The sequence below is a fragment of the Tessaracoccus lacteus genome (assembly GCF_029917005.1).
Lineage (GTDB): Bacteria > Actinomycetota > Actinomycetes > Propionibacteriales > Propionibacteriaceae > Arachnia > Arachnia lactea.
Genome location: NZ_CP123967.1, coordinates 2,419,952 through 2,442,457, shown reverse-complemented (window position 1 = coordinate 2,442,457; position 22,506 = coordinate 2,419,952). Strand labels below are relative to the sequence as shown.

The following is a 22,506-nucleotide window of genomic DNA, read 5'->3' as shown; positions in this document are numbered from 1 at the left end:
AGATCTGGTCCTGGGAGGGGCTGGGCAGCGGCCGCTACGCCGGATCTCCACCGATCAACCTGTAGCTCTGCTTGGAGCTGTGCTTCGGCCGGGTCGGCTCGACGAGTTTCCGGACCTCCAGTTCGCGGAGCCGGCGAAGGACAGTCTGGTACGGCATGCCCAGGTGTGCGGCCAGGCCACGTGAGGTGGAGTGGCCAGCCTGGATAGCCTGGATGATGATGTCCAGGTCGGCCTCTATTCCCTGGTGCACCTTGGTGTCCGGTGATGTGGGGGCGCTGTGGAGTTCTGGAAGCGGAAGGTCGCCGACGTCGTCGATCAGACGGTAGCTCGCGTAGCGCTTCCCTCCGATCCTGATGGCAACCCCGCGGGTGACCAGATCCCTGACAGCTTCCCGTGCATCCCGGTCTTGCACGCCCCAGGCGCGCAGCATCCCTACGCTGACGCGGCCGGAGCTCCGCATGATGGCCAGGGTGAGGTGCTGTGCGTCGGTGAGATGCCCCAGCCCGAGGCCCGCGATCCACTCGATGGTCTGCGGTGCGAGAAGCGCAGTTCGCGGAACAGTGACCGTAAGGCGGCCAGGGCCGGCGTCGAAGTCCGGCGGAGACATTCCCGCCCTGCGGAGCGCCAGGACTGCCGCGACCAGACCGGATCCTCGGTTCTCGGCGATGGTCTCGTTCGTCCGGTCCGGAAGCGGCACGTCCCCAAGGAGCTTCGCAAGGGTGGCGTTCCGCGATTTGGATGCGATGCGGGCCGCGCCGAGTTGGTCGACCGTCACTCCGCCGAAGAGTCCGCCCTCGTTCTTGACCACCAGACGGTCTGGGTACAGCTCGATCTGCACCTGGGTACCGCGGCTCTCGGGGCTGTAGTCGCGGTGCATGAGCGCGTTGGTCACCAGCTCGCGAATGACCTCGGTGGGATAGTCGTAGCGGTCCTCTCGGCCAAGGCCACGGACAATGGCTGCTCGGCTCATGTTGCGTCGAAGCGCCGCGGTCACCTCCTGGAGAATCACCGGTATCGGTCCGTCCACGGTGACGTTCTCGAGGAACCTCTCGCCCTCTGGACCCAGCTCACCCATTTCGGTCGTGGGTAGGACGACGACGGACGCGAAGAGTTGAGGGAAGAACTGTTGGGGGTAGAAGCCGAGTGCGAGGAGCCCTGCCAATGTCGGTCGTGGGGTGCCATCGAGGTCTTTCAGGGCGCCCAGGCGCTTGAGCGCGGTGACCCGATCGACTCCGGAGAACGCGCGCGCTGAACGCTCTGCGGCGTGGCGGAGCACTTGGTCGACGAGGCGGGGATCTAGGTCGTCGACCGTTGCGTCGGGGACGACTTGCTGATCATGGGTTGGCTGATCGCGGTTGGAGAGGAGTTGGGTTACTTCGTAGCGGGTGAGTCTCCGGTCTCCGTCGCCGACTCGGATGAATGACCCGTTGTATTCGCCGCGGTCGAGGACGAAGCACGGCTTGTCTACGGGATCACTCGCGTCGACGTCTAGGCGGACGACCTGCGCTCCCTCATAGTCAACGACCTCGATCGTTGACCGAATCGGGGGCCACATCTTCTCGTTGCACCACGTGGCCAGGGCGTCTCGGATCCTCTCGGCGTCGAAGTTGGCCGCCGGCCGGAAACCCTCTTCGTCCAGCCCGAGGAGCAGTGTCCCGCCCTCTCCGTTGGCGAAGGCGCTCAAGGTCTCGCCGATGGTCTTCGGTAGTGCCTGGACCGCCGCTTTGACCTCGATCTCCGTCGGCTCCAGCCCAGTTCGCCGGAGTCGGTCCACCATGACAGCCAACGTTGACTCTGACACTCTGCCCCCACTCTATCGCGACTCTTGCACACTCTATCAGCGAGAGTGCGAAAGTGAGAGAGTGGGAGAGTCCATCGGGTCAGCCGCGCTGGTCGGCCGGACTCACCCCGAGCGGAGACTCCCCGTCGCTCGCGGCGAGGCGTATCGGGTGACTGCCCCGCGGTCATCGGTGGAGTCGCGGACGTTACTTGGCTTCGACTCGTCCGCCATAAGCGGGGCCGTCGACGCGGTCCAGCAGGCTTCGGGCTCACCAGCGCCCCCTGAGGAGTTCGGTCGGGTTCACCGACGCGTCGGTGATCAGCATCTACACCGCCGTCACTGACGTGGTCGTCACGCTGGTAGCCATCGCGCTCGTCGGCCACCCGGGACGCCGCCACCCTTCCTGACCGACGGCCACCCTTACTGACGGACGCCACCCTTCTCGACACTTGCCACCGCCATGGCAGTGGCTTCTGCTGACAAGGGTGGCGCCTGCTGACAAGGGTGGCGTCTGTCGACGTGCGTCAGTATGCGCCGTCCCTGCCGATGACGGCCTTGGCCGTCTTCGTGAGGATCAGCAGGTCCTGCGTCATCGACCAGTTGTCGACGTAGTACAGGTCGAGCCTCACGGTGTCCGCCCACGAGAGGTTCGAGCGCCCCGACACCTGCCACAGGCCGGTCAGGCCCGGTCGGACGTCGAGACGGCGCATGGCGTCGGTGTCGTACTGCGCCACCTCGCGGGGCAGCGCCGGCCGCGGGCCCACGAGGCTCATGTCGCCGCGCAGGACGTTGATCAGCTGCGGGAGCTCGTCGATCGAGTAGCGGCGGATGAACTTCCCGACCTTCGTCACGCGGGGATCGTCGGCCATCTTGAACAACACTCCGGCGCCCTCGTTCGAGGCCTCCAGGGCGGCCAGCTTCGCCTCGGCGTCGACGCACATGCTCCGGAACTTGTACATGTCGAACTCAGCGCCCTTGCGGCCGACGCGACGCTGTCTGAAGAGGACCGGTCCGCGGTCCTGGAGCTTGATGGCCAGCGCGGTGCCGAGCATGATCGGCGAGACGCACAACAGCACGATGAGCGAGCCGACGATGTCGGTGGTCCGTTTCGCCCAGCGGAGGGCGTTGGCTGCCTGCGGGGGAGCGACGTCGACGAGCGGCAGCCCCGCGACTGGGCGGACGTCGACGCGCTGCGAGCTGATGTCGGAGAGCGCGGGCACGACGATCATGGAGATGTCGTGGCGCTCCAGCTTCCAGGCCATCCGTCGGAACTCATCCGTGCTGGCGAACGACCCCTCGGCGAAGATCACGCAGCCGACGTTGTTGGCCTCGATGACTTCGAGCGTCTCCGCGGTGGTGCCCAGCACCGGCAGGCCGGTGGAGGTCTCGAGGAGCGGCTCGCGGGTCACGGCGCCGACCACCCGGTAGCCGAGCCAGGTCTCGCGGGCCAGGACGGCGGCGATCGAATCGACGTGGTGGTCCGCGCCGGCCACCACGACCGGAGTCTGCATCAGACCCATCGTGTGGAGGCGCTGCATGAAGCGGCGGCGCAGCAGCCGCGAGGTCAGCAGGCTGACAAGGCCGATGCCGAACCATAGCGCGTACATGCCGCGCGGGTACTCGTAGTGCAGCAGGTAGAAGGCGATGCCGGAGAACCCGGCCGCGTAGAACGTGGCGGTGATGACGCTGCGGTACTCCGTCGCCCCGGCGCGCAGATGGCGCAGCGAGTACGAGCCCGTCGCGGCCAGGGCGATGAACCACACGATCAGCACGGAACCGACCGCGAAGAACAGCTCCCTGTCCCAGCCGTCAGTGAGTCCCGGAATCGTCTCCCTGCCCAGCGAGGCGAGCAGCCCCGCGAGCGTGAGCCCGACGAGGTCGAGCACCAGCAGCGCCACGCGCTGGTGACGGGGCGCCAATGCCCTGTTCCAGAACCCCGGTGCAGCGTCCAGCCGCCGTCGGGTCAAGGTGTCGAAATATCCAGCAAGTGTGGTCATCATCCCCCCAGTTGTGACCTGTGCACTCACGGGACCGGCGCGTGTTGCCACCGGACCCCGAGCAGGACCACAAGGAGAGATGGAAACGACTTCCGGCCCTGCTCCTCGACGAGCCGGCCAGCTGGTCCCAGACGGGACGACCGGGCGACGACACCATGTGTCGCGCCGATGAGCCGCCCCCCGGCTCATCCGTGAAGGCTAGCACCGCGCTGTGAGGGCGGCAACGGATTCGCCGAATCTGGGGCGCATCGGAGCACGCCAGGCGCGTTTGTCTCGCGCGCCATTCTCACAGGATCGGTTTTTCACGACCTGCGGGTCAATCCTGCACAACCCGTGCTACGTTTCGTCTCGACAGCGGGTCCACTGCCCCACAGCGGCCCGTTGTCCTCTGGGGGGAGAGCCGCCTTTGGGCGGACTGAATGAGGGGATACCATCGTGCGCACTCTCGCACGTCGAATCACGGCAACGATCGCCGCGTTCGCACTGACAACCACTGCAGTACTCGCAATGAACAACAGCGCGGAAGCGCTCAGCCCCGGCGTGTCCTTCGGATCCGTCGACCAGCCAACCTGGCAGACCAACGGCGTCGTCTACGCCCTCGGCTCGGCACAGGGCAAGGTCTTCGCCGGCGGCTCCTTCACGCAGCTCCGCCCGCCGTCGGGCGGCTCGGGCACCGCGCAGTCCAGGGCCGGCCTCGCTGTCCTTGACGCCGCGACCGGCGCCCCGACGTCGTGCCAGTTCACCGTGTCGGGCCTATCGAGCACCATCCGGGCGATCGAGGTGACACCCGATCAGTCGACGGTCTACATCGCCGGCGCCTTCACCTCCGTCAATGGGGTGTCCAGGACCCGCGTCGCCGCGCTCGACGTGGCATCCTGCTCCGTCAAGACCGCATTCAACGCGGGCGTCGTGTCTGCCGAGGTTTTCGGCCTGGACGTCTACAACAACACGCTGTACCTGGCCGGCGGCTTCTCGACCGTGCGCGATGAGACGCGCCAGTACTACGCGGCCGTGAACGCCACGACGGGCGCGCTGCTGCCCTGGACCGCCAACGGAGTGAGCTACTCCGGGGCCGGCGTCAACAAGCGCGGCCGAGCCGTGCAGGTCTCACCCGACGGTCAGAAGGTCGTCCTCGGCGGCTACTTCTACTACGTCAACGGCGAGTTCTCGCACTCCATCGCGATGCTGAGCTCCGCCGACTCCAGCGAGCCGAACGGCACGCTGCTCAGGACCTATCCTCGGGGCTTCATCCCCGGCGACCCCAACGCGACCAGCCCAGACGCCAACGCGCCACAGGGCACCTCGGCGACGCACGCCATCACGAACGGCGCGGGCGACGGCATGTTCTACATCGCCAACGAGGGCATCGGCGGCGGCGTCTTCGACGGCCGTGCCGCCTTCCGCTGGTCCGACGGCGAGCAGGTCTGGCGCGACACGTGCCTCGGCGCCACGCAGGACCTGATCGAGGACAACGGCACGATCTACTCCGTCAACCACCAGCACGACTGCTCCGGCATCAACTTCAACCAGGACGGCCGCCGCGTCTACCTGGCGGCGCAGAACTCGCAGACAATGGAGCACTACGGCTGGAAGCCCGACCTGAACGACGGCACCGGCGAGGGCATCGGCCCCCGCGCGCTCGACATCGCGGTCTCGGGGTCCACCCGCTACCTCTGGGTCGGCGGCGAGTTCACCCGCGTCAACGGCAGCGCCCAGCAGGGCCTGACCCGCTTCACGGACGCATCGTCCGCCCCGTCGACGCCCACCTTCGTCGGCAAGGCCATGGACAACGGCACCATCCAGGTGACCTTCCGCACCTCAACCGACAACGACGACTCGCACCTGACCTACCGCGTCTACCGCAACGGGTCCACCACGCCCATCTGGGAAGGCACCGCCATCTCCTACTGGTGGAAGCGTCCGCAGGTGACGTTCGTCGACTCGAACGTCACGGCCGGGACCCTCTACACCTACCGGGTCGAGGTCACCGACGGGACCACCACACGCACGTCCGGCTCGGTCGGCACCCGCGCGATCGCCGCAACGGACAGCTACCAGAGGACCATCAAGGCGGACAGCCCGTCGCTGTACTGGACCTCCGCCTACACCGGCACCTCGACCACCTCCAACGCGGGCAGCTGGGTCATCGACTCCGCCGCCAACACCACGGACACGTCGGCGAAGAACGGCCTGGGCATGATGGGCCTGACCCCGAACTCCGAGGGCATCACCGCCGCCGACACCTCCGGCTCGTTCACCTTCGACGGCGTCGACGACTACATCTGGAACGATCAGCTCAGCGAGGCCACCTCCACCTACACGCTCGAGACGTGGATCAAGACCACCACCACCAGGGGCGGCAAGATCATCGGTTTCGGCAACGGGCGTCCCAACACCGGAAACAACGCCACGTCGCTGTCGGGCAACTATGACCGGCAGATCTACATGCTGAACAACGGACAGCTCCGCTTCGGAGTCTGGACGGGCAGCGCCACCGCGCTGACCACGTCCACGTCCTACAACGACGGCGCGTGGCACCACATCGTCGCCACCCAGGGCGCCGACGGCATGAGCCTCTGGGTCGACGGGAACCGCGTCGCCAAGAACACCAACACCGCCGCTCAGGCGTACTGGGGTGTCTGGCACGTCGGCGGCGACAACCTCTCCGGATGGCCCGACCGGCCGGCGAGCAACTTCTTCGCCGGCCAGATCGACGAGACCGCCGTCTACGACACGGTTCTGTCGAAGACGCAGATCGCGGCCCACGCCACTGCGGGTGGCAAGACGCCCGACGTCAACGCTTCGCCCTCCGACGCCTACGGGGCCTCGGTCTACGCCGCTGACCCCGACATCTACTGGAGGCTGGACGACACCACGTCGGCCGCCAGGGACTCCAGCTACTTCGGCCAGGCAACGGGCCAGTACAACACCGGCGTGACGCACCCCGTCGCCGGGGCACTCGGGAGCGTCAACGGCGCCCCCAACACCGGCGCCCAGTTCAACGGCACTGACTCCGCGACCGTCTCCACAACCGTCAGCCAGAGCCCGTCGAACCCGTTCACGCTGCAGCTGTGGTTCAACGCCCCGAGCAACGGCCGTGGCAAGCTCGTCGGCTTCGAGAACACGACGACCGGCAACGGATCGGCCTACGACAAGATGGTCTACATGACCGACGCAGGCCGGCTGGTCTTCGGCGTCTACAACGGCGCCACCGACACCGTCTTCAGCACGGCCTCCTACAACGACGCGACATGGCACCAGCTCACGGTCACGCAGGACTCGTCGGGCATGAAGATGTACGTCGACGGCGCGCTCGTCGGCTCGCGCTCGGTCAGCACGGCCGAGACCGGGGCCGGGTACTGGCGCATCGGCGGCGGCAACATCAGCGGCTGGCCAGATCAGCCGAGCAACTTCTACTTCAACGGCGCGATCGATGAGTTCGCCGTCTACTCGAAGGCGCTCCAGGCGTCCACCATCCAGTCGCAGTACGGCACGGTCAACCCGGACGGCCAGGCTCCGACCGCCCCGGGCGGCCTGAGCGGCAGCTACGACTCCGGCGCTGCCCAGCTGACCTGGACGGCCTCAAGCGACAACCTCGCCGTCACCGGCTACCGCATCTACCGTGGCACGACGTCCGACTTCACCGCGGACGCCTCCTCGCAGATCGGCACCGCCACGGCACTGTCCTACGCGGATTCCACCGCCACGGCGGGCACCTGGTACTACAAGGTGGCCGCGGTCGACGCGGCCGGCAACGTCAGCACGGCATCTGCCGCCGCCAGCGTGGAGGTGCCCGACACCACGGCACCCGATGCCCCGTCCCTGACCGCGACCGTCTCGGTCGTGACCAACACGCCGGCCCCGGGTGACACCACGCCGGATATCACGCTGGCCTGGGACGAGGTGACCGACAACGTCGCCACCACGAGCTACGCCCTGTACCGCGGCACGACGGCCGACTTCACCCCGAGCGACTCGTCGCTCGTGACGACGGTCACCGTCACCGACGCGTCGCAGACGTCGTACACCCACGTCGTGCCCAACCCGGAGCAGGGGACCTGGTACTACCGCCTGGTCGCCCTCGACGCTGCGGGCAACGCGTCGGAGCCCAGTGCGGCGGCCGAGGCCGACGTGCCGGACACGGCGGCACCCACCGCCCCGGCCGACCTGAGCGCAACCGTCGTCTCCGGCAGCGTCCAGCTCAGCTGGACCGCGTCGACGGACAACGTCGCGGTCACCGGCTACCAGATCCACCGGTCCGCCGATCCCTCGTTCACGCCCGCGGCGGCCACCCTGGTCGGCGAGTCCACGACGACCTCGTACACGGACGCGGCCCCGGCCGGCTCGTGGCACTACACGGTCGTCGCGGTGGACGCGGCCGGCAACACGTCGACGGCTAGCGGCGTCGCCGACGCGACCGTCGCCGACACGCTCGCCCCGAGCACCCCGACGCTCAGCGCCGAGGTCGACGGGGACAGCATCGAGCTGTCCTGGACCGAGTCCACGGACAACACGGCAGTCACCGGATACCGCGTCTACCGCGGCACCACGGCGGACTTCACGCCCGACACGGCCAACCTGATCGACGAGACCACCTCGCGCACACTGACCGACGACGACCTCGATCCCGGGACCTACCACTACAAGGTGGTCGCGTTCGACGAGGCGGGCAATGTCAGCGCGGCAAGCGAGGCGGCCACCGCCACCGTGGCGGCACCCGACACCACCGCACCGACGGCTCCCACCGTCGCGGCGACCGTCTCGGGCGACGACGTCAGCCTCACCTGGACCGGCACCTCCACCGATGACACCGGCGTGGTCGGCTACACGCTCTACCGCGGCACGACGGACGGGTTCACGCCCGGCTCGTCGACCAAGGTGGCGGACCTCACCGGCACGACGTACACCGACAACAACCTCGACGTCGGCACGTACTACTACAAGGTGACGGCGGTGGACGCCGCGGGCAACGTCTCCGATCCGTCGGAGACGGCGAGCGCAACCGTCGCTGCCGCCCCGGTCGATCCGGTGACGCTCGACGTGGCGATCACGGACGATGCCGGCGTCGTGCAGACCGCGGCGACCACGAACTACGGCTCGAACACGCAGCTGTTCTCCCGTGGCTCCTCGGCCCAGCAGTCGTTCATCAGGCTCGACCTGCCCTCGGCTCCGTCCGGCACCAGCCTCGCCTCGGCGACGCTGAAGCTCAGGACGTCCGCGGACCCGGCCGCAGCCTCCGCCGACATCCACTCGATCGACCTGGTCTCCGGGTCGTGGACCGAGGGCGGGGTCACCTGGAACAACAGGCCGACCACCTCGCTCGGCAACGTCGGCTCGATCGCACCGGTGTCCAGCACCAACACGGCCTTCACCGTGACGCTGAACGCCGACCTGCTCGCCCAGCACCTCGGGGAGAGCGTCACGATCCGGATCTCCGGTGAGGGCACGGACAACCTGCGGCTGTTCTCCTCGGAGTACTCGACGGCGTCCTCCCGCCCGGCGCTCAGCCTGACGTTCGACAGCGGCACGGTCGCGGACACCACGGCGCCCAGCGCACCCTCGGGTGTCTCGGCGACCGTGACCGACGACACTGTCGCCCTGACCTGGGGGGCGTCGACGGACAACGTCGGCGTGATCGGCTACGAGGTATACCGGGGCTCGGCCTCGGACTTCACGGCCAACTCCTCCTCGCGGATCGGCACCGTCACCTCGCGGAGCTACTCCGACGAGGATCTGGCGGCCGGGACCTACTACTACAAGGTCAAGGCCAAGGACGCGGCCGGCAACCTGAGTGACGCGAGCTCGGCGGCCACCGCCGAGGTCGAGGAGCCCAGCACGACGCCGGATCCGGTCTCGCTGCAGGTGGGAGCCTCCGCCGACGCCGCGGTGGTGTCCACCGCCGCGACGACCAACTACGGCAGCAACAACCAGGCCTTCTCCTCCAACGCTTCCAGCGTCCAGCAGACCTACCTCCAGTTCGACGTCCCGGAGGTGCCGGCATCCGGGCTCTCGCTCACCGGGGTCCAGCTCCGGCTGCGGACCTCGGTGGACGGCGCCGCCGGCTCGACCGGTACCCACGACGTCAACGTGGTCACCGGCTCCTGGACCGAGGGCGCGCTGAACTGGAACAACCGTCCGACCACGGTCGGTGCCAAGGTCTGCGAGATCAGTTCGGCCACGTCGACCAACACGCTCTACACCGTGACCTGCGACCCGGCGGCGTTCACGCCCGGCTCGACGGTCACCCTGCGGATCAGCACGACGTCGACCGACAACCTCCGGATCTTCACGAAGGAGTACAACTCGTCGCTCAACTACCGCCCGTCGCTTCTGCTCGACTACACGGCAGACTGACATCCGGCGGCCGGCGAACGGCCCGATGCCAGGGGGCGTCTCCTTCGGGAGGCGCCCCCTGGCGCGTGTCAGGTAGTCGGTTCGCCGAGTACTAGTCGGTTCGCCGAGTACTTCGACAGGCTCAGCACATGCCTGTCGAGGTGCCTCGAGCGCAGCGAGAGGAGTGGCGGGGATGGAGATCGGTCGAGTGGCGTCCCTTCGCTTCGCTCAGGGCCCTTCGACAGGCTCAGGGAACCGGGGATGCAGGGCCCTTCGACAGGCTCAGGGACCCGGTGACGCCAGGCTCAGGAAGTCGGTTCGCCGAGTACTTCGACAGGCTCAGCACATGCTTGTCGAGGTGCCTCGAGCGCAGCGAGAGGAGTGCGGGGGGTGGAGATCGGTCGAGTGGCGTCCCTTCGCTTCGCTCAGGGCCCTTCGACAGGCTCAGGGAACCGGGGATGCAGGGCCCTTTGACAGGCTCAGGGATCCGGTGACGCCAGGCTCAGGGAACGGTTCGCCGAGCTTGTCGAGGTGCCTCGAGCGCAGCGAGAGGAGTGCGGGGGGTGGAGATCGGTCGAGCGGCGTCCCTTCGCTTCGCTCAGGGCCCTTCGACAGGCTCAGGGAACCGGGATGCAGGGCCCTTCGACAGGCTCAGGGAACCGGTGACGCCAGGCTCAGGAAGTCGGTTCGCCGAGTACTTCGACAGGCTCAGCACATGCTTGTCGAGGTGCCTCGAGCGCAGCGAGAGGAGTGGCGGGGATGGAGATCGGCGGGTGGCGTCCCTTCGCTTCGCTCAGGGCCCTTCGACAGGCTCAGGGAACCGGGGATGTAGGGCCCTTCGACAGGCTCAGGGAACCGGGGATGCAGGGCCCTTTGACAGGCTTGTACTGAGCCTGTCGAAGTGCTCAGGGAACCGGCTACTACATGCTCAGGAACCCTGGCGGCAGTGCCTGCCGGTCACGTCGTTGTGACCGGCAGGGGGTCTGTCAGGCGGTCAGGGGCAGGTCGGCCGCGTCCTGCCGGGCCAGCGCCTCGCGAGCCAGGGCCTTCGGCGTGACATGGCGGATGGGCTCAGGCGCCGCGACGGGATCGTCGTGCGACGCATCCCCCTCCTCGGGCAGCGCGGCTGCGTGCCCGGTGGCTCGCAGCAGGGACGCCTCGATGCCGGCGAAGGCCGCCTCCTCGCCGAGGACCTGCTGCCGGTGCCGCAGGCCGGCGGCACCCAGCTCGGCGCGCAGTCCGGGTGCTCCGGCCAGTTGACGCGCACCGTCGTAGAGATCGAGCGCGTCGCCGGGGGAGACCCGAAGCCCCGCCCCGGCGGCGTCGACCTCGTCGGCCGTCACGCTGCTCCAGTCGACGGCGGCCAGCACGGGAAGGCCCGTGTTGAAGTACGACGTCAGCTTGCTCGGCACCGACATCTCCGTCATACCGGGCAGTTCGTTGACCAGCAGGATGTCCGCGCTGGCGAGCGTGGAGGCGAACTCGTCGTCGGGCAGCGGGTCGATGTACTGCAGGCACGCATTGCTGCCCATCGCCTCGAGCGCCCTGCGCCGGTTGCCGTCGCCGAGCAGGACGAAGCGGATGCGGGCGCCGGCCTTGGCGGCGAGCTGGGACGCCTGCACGACGTGCTCGAGGGCCTGCTTGGAACCCATGTTGCCGGCGTGCAGCACGATGGTCTCGTCGTCGGCCCAGCCGTGCCGCCTGCGGGTCTCCGCGCTCCGTCCAGGGGAGGCGGCCAGATGCGTCCAGTTCCGCACGACGTCGATGCGCTCGTGGCGCACGCGCAGGCCGTTCGACAGGTAGTTCGCGAAGCGGTCGTGGATCGCCAGCACCCTGCTGGAGGCGCGCAGCGTCGCGGACTCCACGACCTTCACCAGTCCGGCCAGCGGCGAGCCCTTGCGGGTCTGGCTGGCGCTCAGCGTGTAGATGTCCTGGACCCACGACACGACGGGGACGCCGGTCAACCGAGCTCGGGCCACCGCCATGGACGAGCTGACCAGCGCGGGGCTGACGACGACCACGACGTCAGGGCGCCCCCACCGGGCGAAGGTGGCCCTCAGCCCGAAGACCAGTTCCATGCCGAGGCGCTTCGCCAGGCTCCCCGAGCCCGGCACGGGGTGCCGGAGACGCAGGACGTCGACGCCCTTGATCCGGGACCGGCACGACGAGCCCTGATAGCCGTCCGCGATGCGCCACTGGGGGTAGTGGGGATAGCCGGTGATCACCGTCACGTCGTGCCCTCGCGCCTCGAGAGCCTGCGCGGCGGCGCTCGTGTAGGGAGCGATGCCGGTGGGTTCCGGGGCGTAGTTCAGGCCGATGATGACGATGCGCATGGCTCATCCCTCTCTCAGCGTCGTCGCGTTCGCAAGGAACCAGTCGTAGGTGCTCCGCAGCCCCTCCGGCAGACCGATCCCGGCGCGCCAGCCGAGGCTCGCGAGGCGGGAGACGTCGAGGAGCTTGCGGGGGGTGCCGTCCGGCTTGGAGGCGTCGAAGGTGAGACGACCGTCGAACCCGGTGACGGCAGCGACGGTGTGGGCGAGGTCGGCGATCGTCAGGTCCGTGCCCGTGCCGACGTTCAGGTGGCTCTGCCGCTCGGGCGCCACGCTGCGGTACTCGTCCTTCGGCAGGCTCATGACGTGCAGCGCGGCCGAGGCGAGGTCGTCGACGTGCAGGAACTCCCGCCGAGGCGTTCCGGTGCCCCAGATGACCACCTCGTCGCGCCCGTCACGGACGGCCTCGTCGAAGCGGCGGATCAGCGCGGGCAGGACGTGGCTGTTCTCCGGGTGGAAGTTATCTCCCGGGCCGTAGAGGTTCGTGGGCATGAGGGAGCGGTAGTCGCGGCCGTACTGGCGGTTGAAGCTCTCCGCCAGCTTGATGCCGGCGATCTTCGCGATGGCGTACGGCTCGTTGGTCGGCTCCAGCACCCCCGTCAGGAGGCACTCCTCGGGCATCGGCTGCGCCGCGAACTTGGGGTAGATGCACGATGAGCCGAGGAACAGCAGCCTGTCGATGCCGGCCGCGTTGGCGGACGCGATCAGGTTCGCCTCGATCATCAGGTTGTCGTAGATGAACGACGCCGGGAACGCGTCGTTCGCGCGGATCCCGCCGACCCGGGCCGCAGCCACATACACCTCGTCGATGTGCGTGTCGCGGAAGAAGGCGCGGACCTCCGCCTGCTCGACGAGGTCGACCTCTCCGCGGCCCGCCGTCACGACCTCGACGTCAGGTTTCCCCCGCAGCGCGCGGACGATGGCGGAGCCCACCATCCCGCGGTGCCCCGCCACGAACACCCGTCTGGTCATCAGTGCTCCACCGAGGAGGGGATCGCGAAGCCGTTGTTGCGGAGGAAGGCCAGGCGCAGCGACTCCTGCAGGTCCGCCTCGACCATCTCGGCGACGAGGTCGGCCACGCCGATCTCGGGTGCCCAGCCGAGGTTCCGGGCGGCCCGTGAGGGGTCGCCGAGCAGGGTCTCGACCTCGGCGGGGCGGAAGTAGCGGGGGTCGACCCGCACGATGACGTCGCCGGGCAGGAGGTTCGTCTCGGCACCGTCGCGCACGTGCTCGACGACGCCGACCTCGTCGACGCCCTTCCCGTCGAAGCGGAGCGTGATCCCAAGTGCCTTCGCCGTCCAGTCGACGAACTGCCGCACGGAGTGCTGGACGCCGGTCGCGATCACGTAGTCCTGGGGGATGTCCTGCTGCAGCATCTGCCACTGCAGACGCACGTAGTCCTTCGCGTGCCCCCAGTCGCGCAGTGAGTCCATGTTGCCGAGGTAGAGGCAGTCATCGAGGCCGGTGAACACGCGGGAGAGGCCGCGCGTGATCTTGCGGGTCACGAACGTCTCGCCGCGTCGGGGCGACTCGTGGTTGAACAGGATGCCGTTGCAGGCGTACATGCCGTAGGACTCGCGGTAGTTGACCGTGATCCAGTAGCCGTACAGCTTGGCCACCGCATACGGGGAACGCGGGTAGAACGGGGTCCGCTCGGTCTGCGGGATCTCCTGCACGAGGCCGAACAGCTCGCTGGTGGAGGCCTGGTAGAAGCGCACGGTGTCCTGCAGGCCCAGCAGGCGGATGGACTCGAGCAGACGCAGAGTGCCGAGCGCGTCGACGTCGGCGGTGTACTCCGGTGCCTCGAAGCTGACCGCGACGTGCGACTGGGCTCCCAGGTTGTAGATCTCGTCAGGCTGCACGTCCTGCACGATGCGAGTGAGGCTCGTGGCGTCGGTCAGGTCCCCGTAGTGCAGGAAGAGGTGTGGGTCGTGCTGGTGCGGGTCCTCGTAGATGTGGTCGATCCGCTGGGTGTTCAGCTGCGAGGAGCGGCGCTTGATGCCGTGTACCTCGTAGCCCTTCTCGAGGAGGAACTCGGCGAGGTAGGAACCGTCCTGGCCGGTGATGCCGGTGATGAGAGCTCGCTTGGACATTGTCACTCCTGCGTGGACTGGGTGGAGAGGCGGTCGATGAGGTCGACGAGCGCGGGCTCGACGAGTGCGAAGGTGGTGGCGAAGGCGCTGCTGCGCCGGCCGGTCGGGTCGGAGATGTCGTCGGCCGCGCCTGGGCTGGAGACCAGGCCCCGCTGGCCCGAGGCCAGCTTGACGAGGCCGCTCACCGCTCCACCATCGGTGGGGGTGGGCGCGTCGGTGGCCGCGAGAAGGCGCCGGAACTGCAGCAGGGTGAACATCTTCCGGCGGTGCGCAGGGGCGATCCTGCCCGCCTCGTCCCGGTGCCGCCGGGTGGCGGTCAGCACGAGATCAGCCGATGTCAGGTCGTCGACGGTGAGCTGGCTGACGCTGAACTCGTCGATGTCCACGCCGGCCCTGGCGAGCTGGCGTCGGACCTCGGGGTGGACGGTGCGACCGGCAGGGGCCTGCAGCCCGGCGGACCGGATCTCCAGGGAGTCGAGGCCTGCCCGCGCCGCGAGGTGGCGGAGCATGAGGTCCATGTAGGCCGACCGGCTGACGTTCGCCTGACAGACGAAGAGCACCGTTCCGAGGCGGGGCGCGTCGACGCTGCCGCGGATGACGTGGAGGATCGGCGCCGGGTCGAGAGCCGGCTGCTCGGTCCTCAGCGCTGAGGTCGTGGTCGCTGTCATGATGTGATCGCCTCCGTGATCGTGTCGGCAAGCACCCCGTAGCCATCGGCGTTGGGGGCCTTCCCGTCCTGGGTGAACAGGTCTTCGTGGTGCGCGAGAGGGAAGCCGACCTCGAGGTAGTCGGCCCCCGCCTGATCCGCGCTGTGCGCGACGGCCGAGGCCGTCTTCGAGAGGGTGTCAGGGGTGGTGTTGCCGACCGGCATCGGCGACAGGACGACGATGCGGGCGGCGGGCAGTTCGGAGCGCAGTTTCTCGAACAAGCTCAGCGACGCCGCTGCCACGTCCTTGTCCCCGTCGTACGCCCCTCCCGAGACGAGCACGACGTCGGGGTCGACGGCGATCACGACGTCGGCCATCTCGACGAACGTCGGGCAGGTGTCGTGGCCGCACGCCGACGCATCGGCGCTGGTCACATAGCCGGTTGCTGCCCGGCCGAGGTTGACCTCGTCCCAGCCGAGCTCGGCAGAGACAAGGGATGGCCACGTCGTGCCGTCGCCCCCGATGCCCTGCACGAGCGAGTCCCCGACTAACACGGCCACCGGCTTCGGGTCGCCGAGTGCTACGGCAGGGGAGGACGCCTGCGAGGCGGACGCGTTGGACGCATTGCCCGTCCACGAGGAGAGCAGCATGCCGGCCACGGCGACGCACAGGGCCACCGCGGCGGCCAGCGCCACCTTGCCCACCGTCCGGAGGCGCTGGTTGTCCCACACCGATGCCCTCTGGGGCGCACCGTGGGCGGCGAGGTTGTGCGAGTACGCGTAGGCGTTCGGGGTCGGATTGTCGCGGACGAGATTGAGGATGGAACCCTTCAGGGGAACGTCGGCGATCTCGAGGGCGGTCAGGGCGCGGCGCAGGTCGGCGGTGCGCGCCCGGTGCGCGCCGACGACCAGGACGATGCCGCCGAACTGCCGCCCCAGCACCTTGGCGTCGGTCACGGCGTTGAGCGGCGGAGAGTCGATCACCACCACGTCGAAGCGGCGGTGGATCTGGTCGAGCACCTCACGCCCACGCTCGGAGCCGAGCAACTCGCTCGGGTTGGGTGGCACGGTGCCGGCGATCAACACCTGCAGGTCGTCCGGTCCCCACGGCTGGAGCGCGTCGTCGAGTTCGCAGTCGCCGACGATCACGTCGGTGAGGCCGGCCCCTCCGGTGAGGTCCAGGGCTTCAACCAGCACCGGGCGCCGGAGGTCGGACTCCACGAGGCAGGTTGACACGCCCTCGGCCGCGAAGGCCGCCGCCAGGTTCATGGCCGTGGTCGACTTTCCCTCCCCGCTGATCGCGGACGAGAAGACCAACGCGCGGTGGTCCGAACCGGGCAGGAACTTCAGCGCCGTGCGGATCTGCCGTACCTGCTCCGAGCGCACCGACAGTGGCGCGGACGCCACCGCCACCGGGCTCGTCTCGGCTGCCCGGTCGCGGCTGATGGTGCCGAGCGGGGTGAGACCCAGGGTGTCCGTGAGTTCGTCTGCCGTGCGGACGCGAGCGAAACTCAGCTCGGCGATGACCTGGTAGGCGAGCCCGACGAGCAGCCCGGCGAGCGCGCCGAAGATGGCGAAGAGCCCGATGTTCGGCGACGACGGCGAGCGCGGAACCGTGGCCGACTCGATCAGTTGCGCCTTCACGGGAGAGCCCGACACGTCGTCGACCTTCGGGCTGAGTCCTGCGACGGTCTCGGCCAGGTGGTTTGCCGTCGAGTTGGCGATCGCCGCTGCCACGGCCGGCTCCGGGTTCGTGGCCTCGATGGTCACGAGCGACGTGTTGAGGGGGACAGAGGCCGAGACGGACCTGCGGAGCCTCTCGACGGTCGTGTCGAGGTTGAGCTCCTCGATCACCGGCGCGAGGACGATCTCGCGGGTGGCGATCGCGGCGAAGTTGCGGGCCTGCTGCTGCGAGAAGGTGCTGCCCTGGGCCAACTCTCCGGTGGTCTGCCCGCTGGTGACGGTGATGACGACGTCGGCGCTCGCGGTGAACTCGGGCGTCCGCGTGGCGGCAAGCCCTATTCCGGCGGCTGCTCCGAGCAGCGTCGCCAGCACGATGAACAGCCAGTGCGCCCTCAAGAGGCGAATGGCGTCGCCAACGGTCATTTCAGGACCCTCCCCCCCGGTTCGATATCCCCCGATATCGTGGTCCTGCCGAAAGGGTACCGCCTTGGTGGCGGGGGTGGGAACATTTCCACATTCGGATGTGATCTGGGGGTTGCGTGAGCCTGACAACGGAATCAGCTGCTGAGGCGCACGGAATGCAGCGCCGGCCGGCCGCCACGGTCTGGATGGCCGCTTCCGTGTTGGTTCTGTCCGTCGGGTTGCCCGCCGCGCTGCTCGCGGAGGTTCCGGACATCGAGCGGAGCCGGGCCTGGGTCCTGACGACGCTCGTCATGGTCTGGGCAGGCATCCGTCTGTCGGTCATCTGGGTGCGCGGGGTGCCCGCCCTCTTCGAGTTCTTCTTCTGGCTCTTCGCCTACATCTTCATGGGCGTCGCGCCGACCGCGCAGCTGCGCTCCGGGGAGATCTCGACCACGACGTCGGGCATCGACCCCGCCCTTGACATGCCCACCGCGCTCATCGTGGTGGGCGGCCTCGCCTCGTATGAGGTCGGGAGACTGATGTGGAGGGCGTTGCGACGACGCGACGCCGTCCATGGGGAGCCGGCAGTCGCGGTCAGCGCTCCCAGGTCCATCGTGCTCATGGGCGCAGGGCTCCTGTTCGGCGCCTACTTCCTCGCGAAGGTCGGGGTGGGGGCGGCCCTCGGGTCGCGCGCCGCGGCCTTCGCGGCGCGCAACGCCGCCTGGCCTGACCCCTCGATGCGCGCCGTGTTCTATGCGCTGGCGATCTACCCGATGCTGGTCGCGGTCGGCGCCCTTGTGCAGATCAGACGCGACGCCTCCGGGATGAGGCGTGCGACCCACACAGTGATGATCGCGATCGGCCTGATGGTCCTGATGGCGATCGTCAGCCCGATCTCGAGCGCCCGCTACACCTTCGGCACCGTGGCGTTCGCGCTGGTCGCCTATCTCGGGGCGCTGAGGACAGCGGGTCGCGCGCGGATCACGATGCTCGGCACCCTCGCAGGCTTCCTCTTCGTCTTCCCGCTCGCCGACGCTTTCCGGACCGACGAGGTGCGGCTGACGAGGTCCGGGTTCTTCCAGGAGTACCTCGGCAACCCCGACTACGACGCGTTCTGGCAGATCGCCAACGCCTACTCCTACACCGTGGACGGACTGGTCGAGCCTGGGCGGCAGCTGCTGGGCAGCATGTTCTTCTGGGTGCCACGCAGCATCTGGCCCGACAAGCCGATCGACACAGGTGCGCTGCTCGCGCAGTACCGGGGTTACTCGTTCGACAACCTGTCAGCTCCCCTGTGGGCCGAGCTGCTGGTCAACGGGGGCGTCGTCGCGGTGGTCGTCGGATTCCTGGTACTCGGCGCGCTGCTGGCGGCCATGGACCGCAAGGTGGGACCGACCTTCGCGTCGTCGGGCTGGTGGGCCATCGTCGGCGCCATCCTTCCCGTCTACATGACGATCCTGCTGCGCGGTTCGCTCCTGCAGGCGACGGGGTCGATCGCCGTCGCGATGGCGTGCCTGCTGTGGGTCAGGCGAGCGCCGACCCGTAGTGCTGCTCCAGAGACGCGGCGATCGCCTCCATCGTGAGGTCCGACCGCACGAACTCGCGGCCGCGCCGACCGCAGTCGAGCGCCAGCTGGGGGTCGCTGAGCAGCGCGTCGACGGCGTCGACGAAAGCGTCGGTCGAGTCGTCCACGACGATTCCAGCGCCGGCGCGTTCGACGAGGGGGGCCAGGCCACAGGTGTCGGTGATGATCACCGGGCGGCCGACCGACATGGCTTCGAGCACCGACATGGGGTACGGCTCGTTGATCGATGGCAGGACGTAGATCGTCGAACGCGAGGTGCGCTCCAGCACGAGATCCGGGCCGAGTGGACCCTCCCAGGCCACCGGCACACCGGCGCTGACGGCCTCCCGCACCGCCTGCTTGACCGCCGGCCCCTCGCCCTCGTCCGGCCCGACGAGCGTGAACCGTGCCCGGGGGTGCTTCTCGTGCAGGGCGCGCGCGGCGTCGACGAGCAGCATCGGCCGCTTGCGTGGCGCGAGCCGGGCGAGGAACAGCACCTCGGGACCCGCCACGCTGACCGGCGGCGGGTCGGCGAGCGGCACGCCGTTCGCCAGCTCCGCCAGCCGCAGCTCTGGGCCGGCCACCTCCTGCAGTTGGCCGCGCTCCAGTGCGGTGAGGTGGAAGATCTCCCGGGCTCCGCGGAGGACGGGGCGCGTCATGAGCGCGTCGAGCGGGCGGGCCAGCGGGTTGTCCGACGGGTCGATCATGCCGTGCGTCTGCAGGAAGTACGGGACCCCCTCCAACCGGGCGATGGCGGCCGCGGGCAGCGTCACCAGGTCGCGCGCCGCGTGCACGTGCACGACGTCGGCGCTGCGCACATGGCGCAGCAGCCAAGCCCACAGGCCGGGCGCCGCGAGGCCGGCGAAGCCGGCGCCCGGCAGGACCTGGATGCCGCGGAACAGGTGGAGCGGGACCCCGTCCAGCTGCGTGGGCACCTCGTCGCGCGGGAAGCCGCGGGTCGAGGCGATGATTTGCACCTGGTGCCCGCGGTCCTGCAGCGCTTTCGCCTGGTTGACCGCCACCCGCACGGGCCCGCCGTACTCGCCGAGCGGGCTGATGAGCGTGACGACCGACAGGATTCTCATGCCGCTGGGCGCTTGCGGAGCAGCGGCTCGGCCACCGGGGCGAGCACGATCTGCCCGTCCGCGACGTCCTTGACCACCAGTGCCCCTGAGCCGACCACCGCGCCGTCGCCGACCGTCACCCCGCGCAGCACCGTCGCGCGGGCGGCGATCCACGTGCCGTTGCCGATGGTGATGGGCGCGTTGTTCAGCTCGAACGTGGGCGAGTGCATGTCGTGTGAGCCGCTGCACAGCAGCGCCGACTGCGAGATGATCGACTGGCTTCCGATGCTCACCTGCACCAGGTTCAGGATCCAGGCGTCCTCGCCGATCCAGGAGTGGTCGCCGACCTTGAGCCGCCACGGCCAGTGCACACGCACGCGCGGCTTGATGTAGACGCCTTCGCCGATCTCGGCCCCGAACGCCCTGAGAATCCTGACCCGCAGCCCGGCCGGGCACCACCACCGGACGAACACCAGCCCCGAGACCAGCTGCCACAACACCTGCCACACAAAGCCACGACCTTTGTCGTATCCCGTGCAGCCACTGAGATCCCACCGCGGTTCCATGAGCCCCCCTCTACGGTCCGCAATGGGGCCACTATAACGAGCAATCCCCCGTGGCGAGGGCCTAAACCATAGACTTCGTGCGCAGGCGGCCCTCGGCCGCGGCAGGGGGGAGGAACATCGTGCGCGCACTGTCCGGGCTCAACAAGGCGTTCGGGTATGCCCTCTCCATGCTCCTGCTCGCCGTCGCCTCCCTCGTTGTCATCCCGGCGATGATCCGGGCCAGCGGCGACGCCGCCTGGGGTGCGATCGCGGTGGGGCAGTCGGTGGGGGCGATCGCAGCGGTGGCGGTCGCCTACGGCTGGTCCCTGTCCGGTCCGGCGGAGGTCGCGCGCGGCTCCGCCGATCAGCGGCGCGAGGAGTTCGTCTCGTCGGTGAAGGTGCGGCTCTCGCTGTTCGTGCCCGTCGTCCTGGTGGCTGTGCTGGTGTCGATGCTGCTGGCCCCCGCGCGACCGGACCTCGCGGCTCTCGGCACCGGCACGGCCTCCCTGGCGGGGCTCACCGCCAACTGGTTCTTCGTGGGTCTCGCGCGCCCCTACGTCTTCCTGCTTGTCGAGACCGTGCCGCGGGTGCTCGGCACGCTCGTCGGCATCCTGCTGATGCGGGGCGGGGCCGACGCCGGGGTGGGGCTGGCCTGTCAGTCTGCGGGATTCCTTGCGGCCTTCTGCCTGTCCTCCGTCTGGATCTTCTCCTACCTCAGGCGGTCCGGGGCGGTGCCCGCCGCAGTGCCGGGGCTCGGCCAGCTGCTCCGCAGCCGCGGCGACGGGCTCGTGTCTGCGCTGGGCAGCGCCGGCTATGTCGCGGCACCCGTGATCATCGTCTCTGCCGTCGCCCCCGGGGTGCAGCCGCTGTATGCGCTGGCCGACAAGCTGCAGCGTCAGGTGTCGGTGGCCATGGGGCCGGCCGTCACGGTACTGCAGGGCTGGGTGCCGCGCGGTCGTCACCCTGCGTCCCGCGCGCAGCGGGGGCTGGCCGGCAGCGCGGGAATCGCGGTGCTGATGGCGCTGGCGGTCTGGGTCGCCGGGCGGCCACTGCTCGGCTGGCTCGGAGCGGGAAGCCTGGAGCCGTCGGGGGCCCTCGTGGTGCTGATGGCCGGGTTCGTGGCCTTGAACTTCATGGAGTCTGTCATCGCGAAGACGGTCCTGGCGACGTTCGGGAAGCTGCGGGTCGTCGCCAGGGCGACACTCGTCGGCGCACTGGTGGGCCTACCGCTCGTCGCCGCCGGCGCGGTGTGGTGGGGCGCCGAGGGCGCCCTGGTCGGCGTGGTACTCGGCCTCGCGGTCAGGATGGGATGGGAACTGGTTGTGGCGTTGCGCGTCCTGCGCGGCGCCGGGACGGAGGAGCTGTGATGGCACTGGTGGACATCGCGACGACGGCCGTGTGGCTGCTGCCTGCGAGCCGGGCGAAGAACGCCCTACTCAGGAAGGTGGGGCATGACGTGGCGCCGAGCGCCAGAGCCGCGATGAATCTCGTGCTGCGCGTGCGGCGGTTCACCGTGGGCGACGGGGCCTCGGTCGGGAGATTCAACCTGTTCAAGGACCTGTCGGCTGTCGAGCTGGCGCCCGGGTCGCGCATCGGGCGGATGAACCTCATCTCCGCACACCCCGTGTACGACCGCCACTACCCGGACGGGGCGCGGCTGATCCTGGGGGAGAAGGCGAAGGTCACGTCGCGGCACAGCGTGGACTGCTCCGGTGGGGTCACCGTCGGGGCGCTCGCCTCGGTGGCGGGACGTCAGACGCTGATTCTCACCCACAGCGTCGACCTTTCCCGCGACGCGCAGGTCGCGTATCCGGTAGTGGTGGGGGAGCGCAGCTTCGTGGGCGCGCGGTGCCTGATCCTCGGGGGCGCGTCGCTGCCCGAGAGGTCCGTGCTGGCCGCCGGGTCGGTTCTCACCCGGTCGGGAAAGCGGGATCGGGGAGTCTGGGCCGGGGCGCCTGCGACCTGGCGGGCGCCGAAGGAAGGACTCTGGTTCGACCGCGAGGACACGTCGACGCACCGCCTCTACGTCCCCGCGACGGGGGAGACGCACGAGGGCGTGATCTGAGGTT

At 69.1% G+C, this 22,506-nt stretch carries 13 protein-coding genes; 4 read left to right on the top strand and 9 right to left on the bottom strand.

Going from position 1 to position 22,506, the window contains the following annotated elements; genetic code table 11:
- Nucleotides 1-34: 34 nt before the first annotated feature.
- Nucleotides 35-1,777, bottom strand: coding sequence for an ATP-binding protein (locus QH948_RS11380; protein WP_281144490.1), 1,743 nt, complete (start codon nucleotides 1,775-1,777; stop codon nucleotides 35-37).
- Between the two features lie 527 nt (nucleotides 1,778-2,304).
- On the bottom strand, nucleotides 2,305-3,780 hold the full coding sequence (locus tag QH948_RS11375; RefSeq protein WP_281144489.1) for a sugar transferase: 1,476 nt from the start codon (nucleotides 3,778-3,780) through the stop codon (nucleotides 2,305-2,307).
- A 504-nt stretch (nucleotides 3,781-4,284) separates the two neighbouring features.
- On the opposite strand from QH948_RS11375, the gene QH948_RS11370 reads away from it, so the two are divergent.
- Nucleotides 4,285-10,131 (top strand): LamG-like jellyroll fold domain-containing protein, encoded by a 5,847-nt coding sequence (locus tag QH948_RS11370; RefSeq protein WP_281144488.1) that lies wholly within the window; start codon nucleotides 4,285-4,287, stop codon nucleotides 10,129-10,131.
- 965 nt (nucleotides 10,132-11,096) lie between these two features.
- Here the strand turns inward: QH948_RS11370 and QH948_RS11365 are convergent.
- From QH948_RS11365 to QH948_RS11345, 5 genes are read right to left on the bottom strand one after another with little or no spacing between them, the layout of a single operon-like run.
- Nucleotides 11,097-12,443 carry a glycosyltransferase family 4 protein gene (locus QH948_RS11365; protein WP_281144487.1) on the bottom strand — a complete coding sequence of 449 codons (1,347 nt, stop codon included), beginning with the start codon at nucleotides 12,441-12,443 and terminating at the stop codon, nucleotides 11,097-11,099.
- 3 nt (nucleotides 12,444-12,446) lie between these two features.
- Entirely contained in the window at nucleotides 12,447-13,412 is a 966-nt protein-coding gene (fcl, locus tag QH948_RS11360; RefSeq protein ID WP_281144486.1) for a GDP-L-fucose synthase, read from the bottom strand.
- A complete protein-coding gene (gmd, locus tag QH948_RS11355; RefSeq protein ID WP_281144485.1) occupies nucleotides 13,412-14,533 on the bottom strand; it encodes a GDP-mannose 4,6-dehydratase in 1,122 nt (373 codons plus the stop codon). Before gmd ends, fcl begins: the two co-directional genes overlap by 1 nt.
- Nucleotides 14,534-14,535: 2 nt before the next feature.
- Entirely contained in the window at nucleotides 14,536-15,201 is a 666-nt protein-coding gene (locus QH948_RS11350) for an arsenate reductase/protein-tyrosine-phosphatase family protein (RefSeq protein ID WP_281144484.1), read from the bottom strand.
- On the bottom strand, nucleotides 15,198-17,285 hold the full coding sequence (locus QH948_RS11345; RefSeq protein ID WP_281144483.1) for a polysaccharide biosynthesis tyrosine autokinase: 2,088 nt from the start codon (nucleotides 17,283-17,285) through the stop codon (nucleotides 15,198-15,200). Before QH948_RS11345 ends, QH948_RS11350 begins: the two co-directional genes overlap by 4 nt.
- Nucleotides 17,286-17,440: 155 nt before the next feature.
- Here QH948_RS11345 and QH948_RS11340 point away from each other — a divergent pair, with 155 nt between their 5' ends.
- Nucleotides 17,441-18,847 carry a hypothetical protein gene (locus QH948_RS11340; RefSeq protein WP_281144482.1) on the top strand — a complete coding sequence of 469 codons (1,407 nt, stop codon included), beginning with the start codon at nucleotides 17,441-17,443 and terminating at the stop codon, nucleotides 18,845-18,847.
- On the opposite strand, the gene QH948_RS11335 is transcribed toward QH948_RS11340, so the two are convergent.
- Nucleotides 18,789-19,913 (bottom strand): glycosyltransferase, encoded by a 1,125-nt coding sequence (locus tag QH948_RS11335; RefSeq protein ID WP_281144481.1) that lies wholly within the window; start codon nucleotides 19,911-19,913, stop codon nucleotides 18,789-18,791. The genes QH948_RS11340 and QH948_RS11335 overlap by 59 nt on opposite strands.
- Nucleotides 19,910-20,401 carry a DapH/DapD/GlmU-related protein gene (locus QH948_RS11330; RefSeq protein WP_281144480.1) on the bottom strand — a complete coding sequence of 164 codons (492 nt, stop codon included), beginning with the start codon at nucleotides 20,399-20,401 and terminating at the stop codon, nucleotides 19,910-19,912. Before QH948_RS11330 ends, QH948_RS11335 begins: the two co-directional genes overlap by 4 nt.
- Before the next feature lie 176 nt (nucleotides 20,402-20,577).
- Between QH948_RS11330 and QH948_RS11325 the strand changes: the two genes are divergently transcribed.
- The gene (locus tag QH948_RS11325) at nucleotides 20,578-21,804 is read left to right on the top strand and encodes a polysaccharide biosynthesis protein (protein ID WP_281144479.1); all 1,227 of its coding nucleotides are present in this window, start codon (nucleotides 20,578-20,580) and stop codon (nucleotides 21,802-21,804) included.
- The gene (locus QH948_RS11320; RefSeq protein WP_281144478.1) at nucleotides 21,804-22,502 is read left to right on the top strand and encodes an acyltransferase; all 699 of its coding nucleotides are present in this window, start codon (nucleotides 21,804-21,806) and stop codon (nucleotides 22,500-22,502) included. Before QH948_RS11325 ends, QH948_RS11320 begins: the two co-directional genes overlap by 1 nt.
- Nucleotides 22,503-22,506: the final 4 nt, after the last annotated feature.